The sequence below is a fragment of the Agromyces selenitireducens genome (assembly GCF_052748465.2).
This window is the reverse complement of record NZ_CM188259.1, coordinates 56,072-69,348: the sequence shown is the minus strand read 5'-3', so window position 1 is coordinate 69,348 and position 13,277 is coordinate 56,072. Positions and strand designations below refer to the sequence as shown.

Annotated in this window: 15 protein-coding genes; 5 read left to right on the top strand and 10 right to left on the bottom strand. The window is 73.2% G+C overall.

The window, feature by feature from the left end; translation table 11 throughout:
• Positions 1-64: 64 nt before the first annotated feature.
• The 5 genes from ACULK4_RS00370 to ACULK4_RS00350 all read right to left on the bottom strand — a co-directional run bounded on the left by ACULK4_RS00370 (position 65) and on the right by ACULK4_RS00350 (position 3,918).
• Positions 65-730 (bottom strand): DUF1349 domain-containing protein, encoded by a 666-nt coding sequence (locus ACULK4_RS00370; protein ID WP_445963939.1) that lies wholly within the window; start codon positions 728-730, stop codon positions 65-67.
• 43 nt (positions 731-773) lie between these two features.
• Positions 774-1,142, bottom strand: a complete 369-nt coding sequence (locus ACULK4_RS00365; protein ID WP_445963938.1) for a DUF2834 domain-containing protein — start codon at positions 1,140-1,142, stop codon at positions 774-776.
• Between the two features lie 69 nt (positions 1,143-1,211).
• The gene (locus tag ACULK4_RS00360) at positions 1,212-1,883 is read right to left on the bottom strand and encodes a hypothetical protein (RefSeq protein ID WP_445963937.1); all 672 of its coding nucleotides are present in this window, start codon (positions 1,881-1,883) and stop codon (positions 1,212-1,214) included.
• A 67-nt stretch (positions 1,884-1,950) separates the two neighbouring features.
• Positions 1,951-2,877 (bottom strand): NAD(P)-binding domain-containing protein, encoded by a 927-nt coding sequence (locus ACULK4_RS00355; RefSeq protein ID WP_501043346.1) that lies wholly within the window; start codon positions 2,875-2,877, stop codon positions 1,951-1,953.
• A 75-nt stretch (positions 2,878-2,952) separates the two neighbouring features.
• Positions 2,953-3,918, bottom strand: coding sequence for an EamA family transporter (locus ACULK4_RS00350; RefSeq protein ID WP_445963935.1), 966 nt, complete (start codon positions 3,916-3,918; stop codon positions 2,953-2,955).
• Between the two features lie 95 nt (positions 3,919-4,013).
• On the opposite strand from ACULK4_RS00350, the gene ACULK4_RS00345 reads away from it, so the two are divergent.
• Entirely contained in the window at positions 4,014-4,391 is a 378-nt protein-coding gene (locus tag ACULK4_RS00345) for a hypothetical protein (RefSeq protein WP_445963934.1), read from the top strand.
• Positions 4,392-4,406: 15 nt separating this feature from the next.
• On the opposite strand, the gene ACULK4_RS00340 is transcribed toward ACULK4_RS00345, so the two are convergent.
• Positions 4,407-5,990, bottom strand: a complete 1,584-nt coding sequence (locus ACULK4_RS00340; RefSeq protein WP_445963933.1) for an FAD-dependent monooxygenase — start codon at positions 5,988-5,990, stop codon at positions 4,407-4,409.
• 50 nt (positions 5,991-6,040) lie between these two features.
• Positions 6,041-6,877, bottom strand: coding sequence for a DNA/RNA non-specific endonuclease (locus ACULK4_RS00335; RefSeq protein ID WP_445963932.1), 837 nt, complete (start codon positions 6,875-6,877; stop codon positions 6,041-6,043).
• Positions 6,878-7,001: 124 nt separating this feature from the next.
• On the opposite strand from ACULK4_RS00335, the gene ACULK4_RS00330 reads away from it, so the two are divergent.
• Positions 7,002-8,741, top strand: a complete 1,740-nt coding sequence (locus tag ACULK4_RS00330; RefSeq protein WP_445963931.1) for a molybdopterin-dependent oxidoreductase — start codon at positions 7,002-7,004, stop codon at positions 8,739-8,741.
• 79 nt (positions 8,742-8,820) lie between these two features.
• On the opposite strand, the gene ACULK4_RS00325 is transcribed toward ACULK4_RS00330, so the two are convergent.
• Complete coding sequence (locus ACULK4_RS00325; protein WP_445963930.1) at positions 8,821-9,489, bottom strand: GAP family protein; 669 nt, start codon at positions 9,487-9,489, stop codon at positions 8,821-8,823.
• Positions 9,490-9,633: 144 nt separating this feature from the next.
• Positions 9,634-10,740 carry a phospholipase D-like domain-containing protein gene (locus ACULK4_RS00320; protein ID WP_445963929.1) on the bottom strand — a complete coding sequence of 369 codons (1,107 nt, stop codon included), beginning with the start codon at positions 10,738-10,740 and terminating at the stop codon, positions 9,634-9,636.
• Positions 10,741-10,900: 160 nt separating this feature from the next.
• Between ACULK4_RS00320 and ACULK4_RS00315 the strand changes: the two genes are divergently transcribed.
• The 3 genes from ACULK4_RS00315 to ACULK4_RS00305 all read left to right on the top strand — a co-directional run bounded on the left by ACULK4_RS00315 (position 10,901) and on the right by ACULK4_RS00305 (position 12,157).
• Entirely contained in the window at positions 10,901-11,257 is a 357-nt protein-coding gene (locus tag ACULK4_RS00315; RefSeq protein WP_445963928.1) for an ArsR/SmtB family transcription factor, read from the top strand.
• Complete coding sequence (locus ACULK4_RS00310; RefSeq protein ID WP_445963927.1) at positions 11,254-11,739, top strand: SRPBCC family protein; 486 nt, start codon at positions 11,254-11,256, stop codon at positions 11,737-11,739. Before ACULK4_RS00315 ends, ACULK4_RS00310 begins: the two co-directional genes overlap by 4 nt.
• Positions 11,740-11,941: 202 nt before the next feature.
• Entirely contained in the window at positions 11,942-12,157 is a 216-nt protein-coding gene (locus ACULK4_RS00305; protein WP_445963926.1) for a hypothetical protein, read from the top strand.
• A 146-nt stretch (positions 12,158-12,303) separates the two neighbouring features.
• Here the strand turns inward: ACULK4_RS00305 and ACULK4_RS00300 are convergent, their stop codons facing one another.
• Complete coding sequence (locus ACULK4_RS00300; RefSeq protein WP_445963925.1) at positions 12,304-13,275, bottom strand: acetylxylan esterase; 972 nt, start codon at positions 13,273-13,275, stop codon at positions 12,304-12,306.
• Positions 13,276-13,277 lie beyond the last annotated feature (2 nt).

Genomic DNA, 13,277 nt, shown 5'->3' with positions numbered 1-13,277 from the left:
CGCGCCCGAGCGGGCCATCGGTCCCGCGGCCGCGTGAGGGGGGACGCACGCTTCGCGCGGTCGCTCAGGCGACGGGCGGATCCTCGTGGAGGTCGACGTCGGCGGGCACGAACGCCCAGCCCGTGAAGCGCACCTCGAGACCTGCTCGCGTCGGCGCGCACACCATCGGTCCTGCTGTGGCCGCGTTCGCGTCGAACGGCGCGACCCGGATGGTGCGCCACTCCCCGTCGCCCGCCCGGGCACGCAGGGTGATCGCGTCGGCCTCGACGCCCGACCGGCTGGCGCGGATCGTGACGACCTGCCCGGCCCACTCCGGCACGGGCGACAGCGACCAGTCCGACATCCGGTTCGTGACAACGGCGCCGACGTGCGGAATCCCGTCGCTCGACTCGATGCCCGCCTTGACCCAGTTCTCGGCGTCGAGCTGCAGCATGAGCCCGGCCTGGTCGTAGAGTCCGGTGAGCGTCGAGCTGTCGAACGACACCTCGACCGCGGCATCCGTCGGCCAGGGGGCGAGCAGGGCGTGCCCGTCGTCGTGCACGAAGCCGTAGTGGGTGGTGCGCCAGAAGTCGCTGCCCTCAGCAGCTTCGACGATGATCGCGTCGGCTTCCGTTCGCACGGCGACGGGCTCTCGGGTCCAGCGTCCGGCGCTCCATGGGGCGGCGGGGCCGCGGTCGGCTGAGCCGGAGTCGGCGGAATCGGCGGCAGGGCCGCGGTCGGCGTCGGTCATGATCCCACGCTAGCCGCGACGCCGCACAACGGCGGGGCCGGCGCTACTCGAGTTGCGCCGCGGCATCCGTCGCCGGGCCCTCGGCTTTCAGCGCGGTGAGCCGGCGCTCCCGCATCGCGAGCCACAGCGGGAACGTGAATGCGAACGCCGTGAGGGCCGACCCGAGGATGTACGCCCACGCGAACCGCATGCCGAGGCGCCGAGACTCGACCGCGATGAGGACGCTGCCCGCGATCGCCACGACGAGCAGGTCGGTCGTGATCGACGACACCGCCGGCCCGCTCGAGACGAGGTCGCCGATGAAGTCGTTCCCCTCGCTGATGGCGATGATGTTGTACGTCCACGTGCCGACGAGGCCGGCGACGGCGAGCACGAGGTACACGACCGCGAGCGGGGTCCAGTTGCGCGTCATGCGCCCAGTGTGGCGCGGCGCGGGCGCGAGTCGACGGATGCCGCGCCCGGGCGCGGCCCGGAACCCCGGTCAGTACTCCGGGATCGCCTCGACCGCGCGCTGCGCCTCGAGCCGGGCGAGGTCGCGCAGCAGGTCGTCGCCCACGTCGGCCATGCGCTCGGAGCGGTGCTCGGCGTAGTCGGGCTCCTCGTCGTAGCGCGGCCAGCGCCGGTCGAGTTCCTGCTCGATGGCCGTGCCGAGCTCGTGCCATGCGTCGTCACGGGCGCGTTCGACGAGTCCGGCGATGAACTCGTCGTCCGAGCGCCGGGTCCAGAGCTCCTTCGCGATCGCCGAGTGCACCTTCTCGCGGCGGCGCAGGTTGAGCAGGTCGTCGCGGTGGTAGTCGTGCTGGTGCTGCGAGCGGCCCTCGCGCTTGGCGGCGGCGTCGCGCTCCTCGGCGACGTGCTCGGCGGCCTCGTCGGCCTCCTGCACGAGCTCGTACAGCACGGCGCGTGCGCGTTCCGCCGCCCGCTCCTCGGAGTACGGTTCATCGGCACGGAGGGCGTCGACGATGAGGCGGTTCTTCAGCGCCATCCGCCCGGCCGACTCGGCCATGAGCAGGCCTTCCTCGAGCATCTCGTCGAACGTCGCGGTCGCGACCGCGGGCAGCCTCGAACGGTCGAACGGCGCCATCTTCACGCGCGTTCGACGCCGCTGCCACGGCAGCCGGAACCGGCCCATGCGCACCTCCTCGAATCGCACCCGTTCGAGCGTACCGACCGTCGGTGAACGGATGCCGCGTGGCGCCGCCCTCGCCGACCCGGCGGGCTCAGGCGCCGGGGTCGAACCCGGGCGTGCGACCGTCGCGGCCGACGTACTTCACGACGAGGCTGCAGTCCCTGTCGCCGTAGCCCTCGTCGACGAGCCGCGCGAACCGCTCCATCGCGAGGCGGCCCGCCGCGAGGTCGAGCCCGGCCGCCTCGCCCGCGGCGAGCGCGTACGAGAGGTCCTTCTCGGCGAGCTGGGTCGTGAACGTCGCCTCGAAGTTGCGGTTCGCAGGGCTGGTCTCGACGACGCCCGGCACCGGGTACCAGGTGCGCAGCGGCCACGAGTCGCCCGACGACACCGTCGCGATGTCGTGGAACACCCTCGGGTCGAGCCCGAGCGACTCCGCGAGCCGCGCCCCCTCGGACGACGCCTGCAGCGTGATGAAGAGCATGAGGTTGTTGGCGAGCTTCGCCGCGATGCCCGAGGTGGGCCCGCCGACCGTGAAGACGTGCCCGGCCATGGGCTCGACGAGGGTCGCCGCCTCGGCGGCGGCATCCGCGTCACCGCCGAGCATGAACGTGAGCGTGCCGGCGTGCGCGCCCGCGATGCCGCCCGAGACGGGCGCGTCGACGAAGCGGACGCCGCGGGCGGACGCCGCCTCGTGGCACGCGCGCGACGTGTCGACGTCGACGGTCGACGTGTCCAGCACGAGGGTGCCGGGCCGCACGATGTCGAACAGCCCCGGCCGTTCGGCGTCGCCGATGAGCACCTGCCGCGAGTGCTCGGACCGGGGCAGGGACGTGAATACGGCGTCGGCGTCGCGCGCGGCCGTCGCGGCATCCGTCACGGTCCGGATGCCTGAGGCCTGGGCCTGCTCGTCCATGCGCGCGTCGATGTCGAAGCCGACGACCTCGTGCCCGGCCTCGACGAGGTGCGCGGCCATGGGCCCGCCCATGTGCCCGAGCCCGATCCACCCGATGACGGCCATCCGCGTCCTCCTCGACGTCGTGTCGCCCGGCTCCGCTGCCGTGCGCCCCACCCCAACGCTACGCCCGGCAGCGCGCTACGGGATCGCCTTCGCGGTCGCCTCGAGGTCGGTGACGGGCCGATCCCGCTGGGTCGCGAGCGCCAGGCCCGCGGCTCCGCACACCACGACGATCGCGACCGCCTCGACCACGGTGAACCGCTCGCCGAGCACCAGCGCGCCGAAGATCGCCGCGATCACCGGTCCGAAGCTCGTGATGATCGCGTAGAGGCGCGGGGTGATGCGCCGCAAGATGTACGTGTCGAGGCTGTACGGCAGCGCCGACGACAGCACGCCGACGCCGAGCAGCAGCCCGATCACGCGCCAGTCGAGCGCGCCGACGTCGAGCGTGGCGACGGCGAACGGCACGAGCAGGGCGAGGGAGACGAGGCTCGCGACCGTGAGGCCCTCGAGCCCGGGCAGCCTCGTGGCGACGCGACGCGTGAGCAGGATGTAGGCGGCCCAGCTCGCCGCGGCCGTGAGGGCGAGCAGCACGCCGATCGGGTCGACGCCCGAAGCGGATGCCGCGGCGTCCGTCGCGCCACCGGACCCGCCCGCCCACGGGCCGATCAGCAGGATCACGCCGACCCCGGCGGCCACCGCGCACCCGACGTCGAGCAGGCGTCGCGAGGTGAAGAGTGCGATCGCCAGCGGGCCGAGGAACTCGATCGTCGCGGCGATGCCGAGCCCGAGTCGGTCGATCGACTCGTAGAACGTCACGTTCATCACCGCGAGCACGACGCCGAGCGCGAGCGCCGGCCGCAGCCGCCGCCAGGTGAGCTCGGCGCGCTTCGGCCGGTAGAACGGCAGCACGGCGATCGCCATCACGAGCTGGCGCACCGCGACGACGACGAACGATCCGACGACCGGGATCACGAGGCCGGCGAGCGACGAGCCGAAGTTGATCGACACCTCGGTGCCCAGCTGCGTCGACGCGCCGGCGAACCGGCGGCGGCGCAGCGCGGCATCCGTCATCACCGGCGTCGGCGCGGTCTCGTGGGTCACCACTCGACGATACGCCCGCCACGAGCCACGACTCGCCCCCGAACCTGCACCGCACACGGACGCGACTGTGGTCGGCTGTGATCAGGGGTGCACGCATGACGAAGCCATTCGGAAGCCTGACCGACGACGAGGTGCAGCACGCGGGGCGGGTGGAGTTGCGCCGGGTCGTCGTGACCGACGACGTCGAGTCGTGGGACCTGCTGCTGTACCCGGCCGGTGGCCTCGAGCCGATCGCGGCCGACGCGTTCAGCCTCGACGAACTCAACCGGACCAACCCGCCGTCGTCGCGCGACCTCGCCGACGGGGTGGCCAAGGTCGTGCTGGGATGCCACGGGCTGCGCCGGGTCGAGCCGTGGACAATGTCGCGCGACGCAACCAGCTGGTCGGCGCGCGTCGCGGTCGTGCCCGTCGCCGCGTCGAGCGAAGGTGCGGGCGCCGCGGAGACCCCCGGCGCGCCCGCCGCGGGCAGCTGACCCGGTCCGAGGTCGTCAGCCGTCGAGCTGCTCGCGGAAGCTCGCGGGCACGGTTCCGGCCGGCGCTCGGCGCCCCGCGGCGACGCTCGCCTCGGCGGCGACGAACCCGTCGGGCCGCACGAGGTAGAGGCGGTCCGACCTGAGGCGCCCGTCCGACGCGGGTGGGAGGACGTGGTGCTCGAGGCCGAGCCGGTCGGCGACGCGCGTCACCAGGTCATCGGGCGCCCCGTACCCGTGCACCTGCCAGCGCATGGACCGCAGCGCCGCGAAGTTCGGCGCGTCGTCGCCCGTGTACCGCAGTCGCTTGCCGACCACGTCGTCGCGCACCTGCGAGCGCGACGGGGGCTCCGGCGACATCCGGTACCTGATGCGCGTCTGCGAGAGGAACCCGAACAGCTTGCGGCCGCCGATGAGACGCGGCAGCACGCGCACCGCGGCCGGCCCCATCGCGGGCACCGCCCGCCCGCGGATGAAGTGCGAGAGCCCGGATTCCGAGGTGACGAAGCCGAAGAGACGATCCGTCGTCGTGACGAGCTTCCGGGCGACGGGCCGACGCTCGGCCTCGTACCGGTCGAGACGGCGGTCGGGCATGCGGCCGACGAGCACGTCGGCGAGCGCGCACGCGAGGTTGTGCGCGTCCTGCAGGCCGGTGTTCATGCCCTGCCCGCCGACGGGCGAGTGGATGTGGGCGGCGTCGCCGACCACGAAGCAGCGGCCCTCGCGGAACCGCTCTGCGACCCGGTGGTGCAGCCGGTACGTCGCGAACCACGTCGACGACCGGTAGCCGACCGTGAAGCCGCGGGCGATGCGCGAGCGCACCAGGCCCTCCGGCAGCGTTCCCCCGTCGCCGAGATCGGCGTCGCGCACGAGCCCGATGATGCGGGCGTGACCGGCCTCCCCCATCGGGAAGGACAGCAGGATGTCGTCGGGCGCCATCCGGATGTTCACGTGCCCCTCGACGAGCCCGGTCGCGCCGATCGCGTCGGCGACGAAGAACGTGTGCTCGTTCGTCGCGCCCTCGAAGCGGATGCCGCTGAGCTCGCGCACCGCGGAGTGCGCGCCGTCGGCGCCGATCACGTAGCGCGCCTCGACGCGCACGGTCTCGCCGGGCCCGCCCGCCGCATGCTGCCCTTCGCCCGGTTCGTTCCGCTCGAACACGGCGGTGACGCACGCCCCGGTTCGCTCGAGGGCGACGAGCCGCAGTCCCCAGAGCACGTCGCGGCCGCGCTCGGCGAGCGCGTCGACGAGGATGCGCTCGTTGCGGCTCTGCTCGAGCACCGTGATCTCGGGGAACGGCGTCGTACCGCGTCCGAACTCCCGGAGCGGGACCCGACCGAGCACGCGGTGACGGAACGCGAGCACGGCGCCGATCGCCTCGCCGCGCTGCGCGACGACCCGCTCCGCGAGGCCGAGCTGGTCGTACAGCTCCATGGATCGCGCCTGTACGACGAGCGCGCGCGACTCGCGCGTCGGCCCGTGCTTGCCGTCGGCGATGATCGCGTCGACGCCGAGCTTCGCGAGGACGTTCGCGGCCATCAGGCCGCTCGGGCCGGCCCCGACGACGAGCACGTCGGTCCGCAGGGTCTCGGACTCCGCCATGACCCCAGCCTGTCACCGACGCGCGTCGCGCGGGAGGGGGACCCGCACCATCATCCGCCGAACAGGAGCTCGTCGGGCCGCGTGACCGCGCGCCACCCCTCGACGGCGACCGCGCGCGGCATCCGGTCGGCTGCGGTCAACGACGGCATCTCGAGGCCGGACAGCGTGGCGACGTCCGCCACCGGCACCTGGAACGTGCGGAACGGTCCGAGGTCGGGCACGGCCGTCGCGCCTGCGGCGAGGCGCGCGTGCTCGCGCTCGGCGAGCGCCGCGGCATCGGAGAGGTCGACGAGCGGCGACTGGTCGAGCACGAACCCGGCGGTCGCGAGTTCGTCGCCCGAGCGCCAGGCGACGACCTTGAAGAACCGCAGCGGCACGCGGATGCCGCGGTACTCGGGGTCGTCGGGCGCCAGCACCGGCGCGGTGAAGACGCTCAGCCGCTGCGCGTGCACGGTCGCGAAGGCGAGCACGTGGTCCTCGAGCCCGTTCCACAGCTCGAGCGACTGGTTGAACTGCGCCTGCTGCGGCGCCGCGTTCGGGTAGCGGAAGGTGTCGGCGTTCGCGCGGGCCGCGACCTCGGGCGGACCCCACACAGGATCGCGCCGCCGCACGAGGTGACCGCGGTCGAGGTCGTTGCGTGCGTACACGTCGGGCCCCGCCTGCCACGCCTCGGGGATGCGCTCGTCGAATCGCCAGTCGTCGCCCCGCGGCACCTCGACGATCCGGGCGCCGTCGACGTTCACCCCGGTCGCACGCGCGAACCGGCGGCCGGTGTCGAGCACGACCGTGAAGTGCAGGTAGTCGAGGACGACGGATGCCGCGGCATCCGTCTCGGGCACCGAGGGCATCGCCGCGTCGACCCCCAGGAACCGTGCATCGAACCCCATGCGCCCACCCGATCACGAGCCGCCGACAGCAAGCGTCGGCCGCGCCGGGCAAACCGGACGCGGCACCGCGACGAACCACTCGCGTACCGGGGACGGCCCGCGCCCCGCGAAGGGAGGCCCGCGCATGGCGAACACGGCACGCCGACATCACGACGGCGGCGGCGACCGCCGCCCCGATCGCAGAGACCCACACCGAGCGCGGTCGTGGGCGGCGGTCTCCGGCGTCATCGCGGCAGGCGCGTTCCTCGCGGCGGCCGAGCTCGCGGCGCTGCTCGTCGCGCGCGACGGGAGCCCGATCCTCGCGATCGGGGCGTTCGTGATCGACATCGTGCCGCAGCCGGTGAAGGAGCTCGCGATCGCCGCGTTCGGCGCCTACGACAAGGTCGTGCTGCTCGCGAGCCTCGGCATCGCGGTCGTCGTCGCGAGCGCGATCGCAGGCGTGCTGCAGCTCGCGCGGCCGCCGCTCGGCGCGGTCGCACTCGGCCTCGCGGGGGCGCTGTCGCTCGCTGCCATCGTCACGCGCGCGGGTGCGACGCCGCTGGCCTGGGTGCCGCCGGTGGTCGGCACGATCGCGGGCATCGCCGTGCTCGAGCTCCTGGTGCGGCGTCTGCGGGCATGGCAGGCGAGCGCGCGGGCAGCGGATGCCGCGGCATCCGTCGCCGCCATCGAGGATCGCGAGGCGGTCGAGCTCGGGGTCGTGATGGCGCAGGCCGCGGCATCCGTCACCGCACCAGCCGCCGCCGGCGCAACCGGGCAGACCGGTGTCGCCGCCGGGGACGCCACCGCCCGAGCCGGTGTCGACCGTCGCGGGTTCTTCGCGATGGCGGGCATCGCCGCGGCATCCGCCTTCGTCGTCGGCGTCGGCGCGCGCGTCGTGAGCGCCGCGACGTCGTCGATCGACGCGATCCGGGAGGCGCTCCGGCTGCCCGCACCGCGAAGCGTGGTCGCCGTGCCTGCGGGCGCCGAGCTCGACCTGCCCGGTCTCAGCCCGCTGTACACGCCGAACGCCGACTTCTACCGCGTCGACACCGCGCTGACCGTGCCCGAGGTCGACCCGTCGACGTGGCGGCTCGTGGTCGGCGGCATGGTCGGCCGCCGCGTCGAGCTCACGTTCGACCAGCTCGTCGGAATGGGCCTCGACGAGTACTCGATCACGCTCACGTGCGTGTCGAACGAGGTCGGCGGCGACCTGCTCGGCACCGCGAAGTGGATCGGCGTGCCCGTACGCGACATCCTCGCCCTGGCGGGCCCGCAGGCCGGCGCCGACATGGTGCTCTCCCGCAGCGTCGACGGCTTCACCGCGTCGACGCCGCTCGATGCACTGACCGACCCGCGGCTCGACGCGATCCTCGCGGTCGGAATGAACGGCGAGCCGCTGCCGCTCGAGCACGGCTTCCCGGTGCGGATGGTCGTGCCCGGGCTCTACGGGTACGTGTCGGCGACCAAGTGGCTCACGGAACTGAAGGTCACGACGTTCGCCGCCGACGAGGCGTACTGGACCCCGCGCGGCTACAGCGCCGAGGCGCCGATCAAGTTCTCGTCGCGCATCGACACGCCCCGCTCGGGCACGCCGGTCACCGCGGGCACGTCGGTGATCGCGGGCATGGCCTGGGCGCAGACCGTCGGCATCGAGCGCGTCGAGGTGCGCATCGACGACGGCGACTGGCAGGCGGCGACGCTCTCGACGCCCGTGAACGCCGACACGTGGGTGCAGTGGTTCCTCGAGTGGGATGCCGCGCCCGGCACGCACTACGTCACGGCGCGTGCCGTGAACCGCGCCGGCGCTCTGCAGGTCGAGGAGCGCGCGCCCATCGCGCCCGACGGCTCCACCGGCTGGCAGCGCGTGCTCGTCACCGTGACCTGACGACGGATGCCGCGCGGCCGGCGCCGGCCTCCAGCGCGATGCGGCCTGTTGCGTCCCCTCGCGAGTCAGGCGCGGACGGCTACCCCAGCCCCGAGAGCCCGCTCCCGATGAGCATCGCGCCGACGACGAGCAGCACGAGCGCCATCACGATCGCGTTGTTGCGGCGGAGCCAGTCGCCGAGCTCGGCGAGCACCGGCGACATCCGCTCGCCGCCGACGAGTACCGCCACCACCGGGATCGCGACGCTCGTGCATGCGAGCACGACGAACACCGCGCCCGCCGCGACGAGCTGCCCCACGGCCAGGAATGCGCCGCCGACGGTGAACCCTGCGCCGGCGGCGAACGCGAGTTCCTTCGGGTTCGCGACGCTCAGCACGACCCCCAGGCGGAACGCTGCACCCGCTCCCATGCCGTCGATCGCACGCATCCATCCCGGCAGCTTCGGCTCGGCGTCGCCGCGCGGGCGCCGATGCCACTTGACGACCGCGCCGACGATCAGGCCCGCGCCCACGGCCAGGCGCAGCACCGCCGCCGGGGTCGACGAGCCGGCCGCGTCGTCGATCAGGTCGGCCGCCCACGCGAACACGGCGACGAGCACCGCGAACGCGAGCAGCCGCGCCGCGAGGAACGCGAGCCCGCCGCGCACCCCCACGGGGGCGAGGAGCAGGAGCAGCACCGCGATGATCGGCAGCGGGCTGAGCGCGACCCCGATCGCGAACGGGACGACGTCGCCGATCACCTGAGTCATGGCGCGAGCCTATCCCCGCGCTGCTGCGCCCGCCGTGCGTGCGCGAGGGGACGCGACACGCCGCCGTCGCCGGGCTCCGCGCGGCGTGTCGCGTCCCCTGGCACCTGTCGCGGCGAACGGCGGTCGACGAGCCGTCTCGGACGACTATGCCGCGATCGGCGCCGCCAGGTCGCGGATGATCCGCTCGATCTCGTCGAGCGCGTACCGCGCGAGCTCGCGCTGCGCGTCGTCGGCGGGCGTCCCGGCGGGCTCCTCGAGGTCGCCGATCACGATGATGTTCTCGTCGTTGAGGTTGTTGGCCGGCTCCGTGTAGTTGAAGCTGCCGACGATGAGCAGTCGCTCGTCGATGACCATGAGCTTGTGGTGCAGCTTGCGCACGCCCGTGCCGCGCCGGTTGGCGTGCAGCTCGATCGCCCCGCCCGTGAGGCCCTTCGTCGCGGCCCACGCGGCCGCCCCCTGGTCGCGGTCGAGCACGCCCCGCATGCGGTCGAGCTGCGGCCGCAGCCGGATCATCGTGTCGTCGATGCCCGACGACTGCGCGAACGTGAACATCGCGAAGTCCACGGTGCGCTCGGCCTTCAGCATCTGCTTCATGATCTCCATCTCGGGGCCGTGCCGCGGAGCGAACAGCGGCTTCACCCGCACCTTGGGCAGGCCGAACTCCGAGGGACGCGCCTCGACGCGCTCGCGCAGCGCACCGAACGTCCCCGAACGCATGCGGTCGAACTCGCGCTGGTAGGCGGATGCCGCGCGCTGCCCGTGCAGCACGACGACGTGGTTGAGGTTCTGCCCGCTGCCGCGGCCGGTCGTCGCGTTGGTGCCCGTGTCGGTGAGCGTGAAGTTGGTCGAGCCCGTGAGCACCGCGGCCCGCGGCTTCCCGGAGTCTCGCACGATGAACTTCTGGTGGAAGATCTTGGGGTTGAGGTCGGTGATGAGGTCGACCCTCGACTTCAGCAGTGCGCTCGAGATCAGCCGGTTCTCATCGTGCGCGCCGGGTCCGTTCCACGGGTCGGCGACGGCGCGCACCTCGGTGAGGTAGTCGCCCTCGAGGATGACGCGCACCCGCACCCCGCGTGCGCGCGCGGCGACGATCGCCTCGGCGATGCGGCGCGAGTCGATCTCCTGCACGGCGATCGCGAGCGTGTGCCGCGCATCGTCGATGAAGTCGCGGATGGCCGCGTCGAGGTCGTCGGGCCCGCCGACCGAGGTCGGGCCCATGTGCAGTTCCACTCCGCCGATGCGCAGCACCATGCGATCACCCCCGCGACGAGCGGGCTCCCGCGAACCCGAGTCATCCTCAGTGTGGGTGAACGGATGCCGCGCCACGTCAGGGCGCGCCCGGAAAACCCCCGCCGCGCGGCATCCGGAGAAGATGTTGAACTTTTCGGTTCAGTGAAGTACACTGAACCTCATGGTTCACCATGAGGTGCTCGACCGGGCGTTCGCCGCCCTCGCCGACACCACCAGACGCGACATCCTGGTACGGCTCGGCGACGGGCCCGCCACGATCAGCGAACTGGCCGAGTCCGCGGGCATGACGCTCACCGGCATCCGCAAGCACGTCGACGTGCTCGTCGACGCGGGGCTCGCCACCACCGAGAAGGTCGGACGCACCCGGCAGTGCCGGCTGGGCGCCGAGCGATTGGACGACGCCATGGCGTGGATCTCCTTCTACCAGCGCCTCTGGGAGCGCCGTCTCGACGGTCTCGAGGCCTACTTCACCCTCCGCAACGGCAATCAGGACGACACCGGAAAGGATGCATCATGACCGAGCACACGGGCGGCGGCGCCGCCGACACGAGCACCGAGACCCTCGAGCTGCGCGCCTCGCGCACGCTTCCCGCAACCCCCGAGGAGGTCTTCGACGCCTACACCGACGCCGAGAAGCAGAAGGTCTGGTTCTCGATCCTCGATGAGGAGCCGGGGGTCGTCGAGATCACGGTCGACCTGCGCGTGGGCGGCACCCAGGTCGCCGTGTGGGGCCCCGACCGCGACACGCTGTTCCGCGAGGAGCAGGTCTTCCTCGAGATCGACCGCCCGCACCGGCTCGTGACCGAGTCGACCGGCAGCGACCCGAGCGGTGCGACCATGACCACGCGCGTCGTCGTCACGTTCGAGCCCGTCGAGGGCGGCACGCTCATGAGCGTCGTGCAGTCCGGGTTCCCGACGCCCGAGATCCGCGACTTCTTCGCCTCGGAGGCGTGGGTCGGCGCGTTCGACCGCATCGAGGCGTACCTCACGCGTCGCTGAGGCTCGCGGGCCGTCGAACGGTCGCGGATGGCGCGCAGCTCCGTGCATCCGCGACCGTTCGGCGTCGCCGAGCGCGCGGGCACGGATGCCGCGGCCTCGCGTCGTGGCATCCGTCGCCTGTCAACGCCTCGACGGATGCCGCGGCGTGGGGCAGCATCGACGGTGGCGGCGCGCACGTGCCGCGCGGAGGGAGGACCACCCCATGGCCGAGCACCCCGGCTTCCAGGACGCACCCATCGAGGACGGCGCCGGCGACGCGAGCCGTAGCGAGCAGATCCGCGGCATCCTCGTTCAGGTCCGCGAAGACGTGAAGATGGGCCACGCCCACGACGAGGCGGCGCTGCTCCGGCAGCGGCTCGCCGACGCGGGCATCTCGGTGTCCGACGACGAGATCGAGCGCTACGTCGCGCACGAGTAGTCCGGACGAGCTCCCGAGCCGGCCCGGCGCGCCCGTCGGCCGCCCGTCCCGCTGCCCCCGGTCCGTCTACAGGAGTCCCGTCGAGTCACCGGACCAAGCCCGCGATCGCGCCTTGTGCACCGCGGGATCTCCTGTCGACCGGGGCGTCAGGCGGCCAGCCGCTCGGCGAGCCACGCCACCTGCCGCTGCCAGTGCACGCCCTGCCCGCCCTCGTGGTCGTTGAACGCGTACTCGACGACCTCGGCGCCCACGGCATGGTGGTTCGCGGCGGCGTAGACGGTCGACGGCGGGCAGGTGAGGTCCATGAGCGCGACCGACACGAGCGCGGGCGCCGTGGCCCGCCTGGCGAAGTGCACGCCGTCGAAGTACGAGAGCGTCCGGAACACGGTCGGCGCGGCATCCCGGTGCACCGAAAGGAACCGCACGATCTCGTCGTACGGGTCGCGGTCGGTGAGCCCGACCGCGCGCTCGAAGCAGCACAGGAACGGCACGTCGGGCATGGCGCCGACGAGACCGTCGACGAGTCCCGCGGCGGCGAGCGCGATGCCGCCGCCCTGCGACCCGCCGGCGACCGCGACGCGCGACGCGTCGACCACGTCGAGCGAGCGCACGGCGTCGATCGCGAGCACCGCATCGGCGAACACGCGCCGGTAGTAGTACTCGGCCGGGTCGTGGATGCCGCGCGTCATGAACCCGGGGTGCGACGGCCCGGTGCCGTGCGGGTCGGGCGTGCCGCCGCCGGTCCCCCACGCGCTGCCCTGCCCGCGGGTGTCCATGAAGAAGTGCGCGTACCCGGATGCCGCCCACTGCAGCCGCTCGTGCGGGAGACCCCGGCCGCCGCCGTAGCCGTTGTACTCGACCACCGCGGGCAGCGGCCCCGTGGCGCCCGCCGGCACCGTCAGCCAGCCCTTGATCGGGTCGCCGGCATACCCGGAGAACTCGACGTCATGCACATCGACGAGGGTGAGCGGCGAGTCGACGCCCCTCAGGCGCGGAGGTTCGGCGACGGCGCGCGACGCGGCGAGCGTGTCGGCCCAGAACGCGTCGAAGTCGGCCGGCTCGGCGACCTCGGGGCGGTAGGCGCGGAGGTCGTCGACGGGCATGTCGAAACGGGGCATGC

Excerpts from the sequence above, each read along its gene's own strand:
- ACULK4_RS00370 (WP_445963939.1), bottom strand. The coding sequence starts at position 730 with ATGACCGACGCCGACCGCGGCCCTGCCGCCGATTCCGCCGACTCCGGC.
- ACULK4_RS00365 (WP_445963938.1), bottom strand. The coding sequence starts at position 1,142 with ATGACGCGCAACTGGACCCCGCTCGCGGTCGTGTACCTCGTGCTCGCC.
- ACULK4_RS00355 (WP_501043346.1), bottom strand. The coding sequence starts at position 2,877 with ATGGCCGTCATCGGGTGGATCGGGCTCGGGCACATGGGCGGGCCCATG.
- ACULK4_RS00345 (WP_445963934.1), top strand. The coding sequence starts at position 4,014 with ATGACGAAGCCATTCGGAAGCCTGACCGACGACGAGGTGCAGCACGCG.
- ACULK4_RS00340 (WP_445963933.1), bottom strand. The coding sequence starts at position 5,990 with ATGGCGGAGTCCGAGACCCTGCGGACCGACGTGCTCGTCGTCGGGGCC.
- ACULK4_RS00335 (WP_445963932.1), bottom strand. The coding sequence starts at position 6,877 with ATGGGGTTCGATGCACGGTTCCTGGGGGTCGACGCGGCGATGCCCTCG.
- ACULK4_RS00330 (WP_445963931.1), top strand. The coding sequence starts at position 7,002 with ATGGCGAACACGGCACGCCGACATCACGACGGCGGCGGCGACCGCCGC.
- ACULK4_RS00325 (WP_445963930.1), bottom strand. The coding sequence starts at position 9,489 with ATGACTCAGGTGATCGGCGACGTCGTCCCGTTCGCGATCGGGGTCGCG.
- ACULK4_RS00320 (WP_445963929.1), bottom strand. The coding sequence starts at position 10,740 with ATGGTGCTGCGCATCGGCGGAGTGGAACTGCACATGGGCCCGACCTCG.
- ACULK4_RS00315 (WP_445963928.1), top strand. The coding sequence starts at position 10,901 with ATGGTTCACCATGAGGTGCTCGACCGGGCGTTCGCCGCCCTCGCCGAC.
- ACULK4_RS00310 (WP_445963927.1), top strand. The coding sequence starts at position 11,254 with ATGACCGAGCACACGGGCGGCGGCGCCGCCGACACGAGCACCGAGACC.
- ACULK4_RS00305 (WP_445963926.1), top strand. The coding sequence starts at position 11,942 with ATGGCCGAGCACCCCGGCTTCCAGGACGCACCCATCGAGGACGGCGCC.
- ACULK4_RS00300 (WP_445963925.1), bottom strand. The coding sequence starts at position 13,275 with ATGCCCCGTTTCGACATGCCCGTCGACGACCTCCGCGCCTACCGCCCC.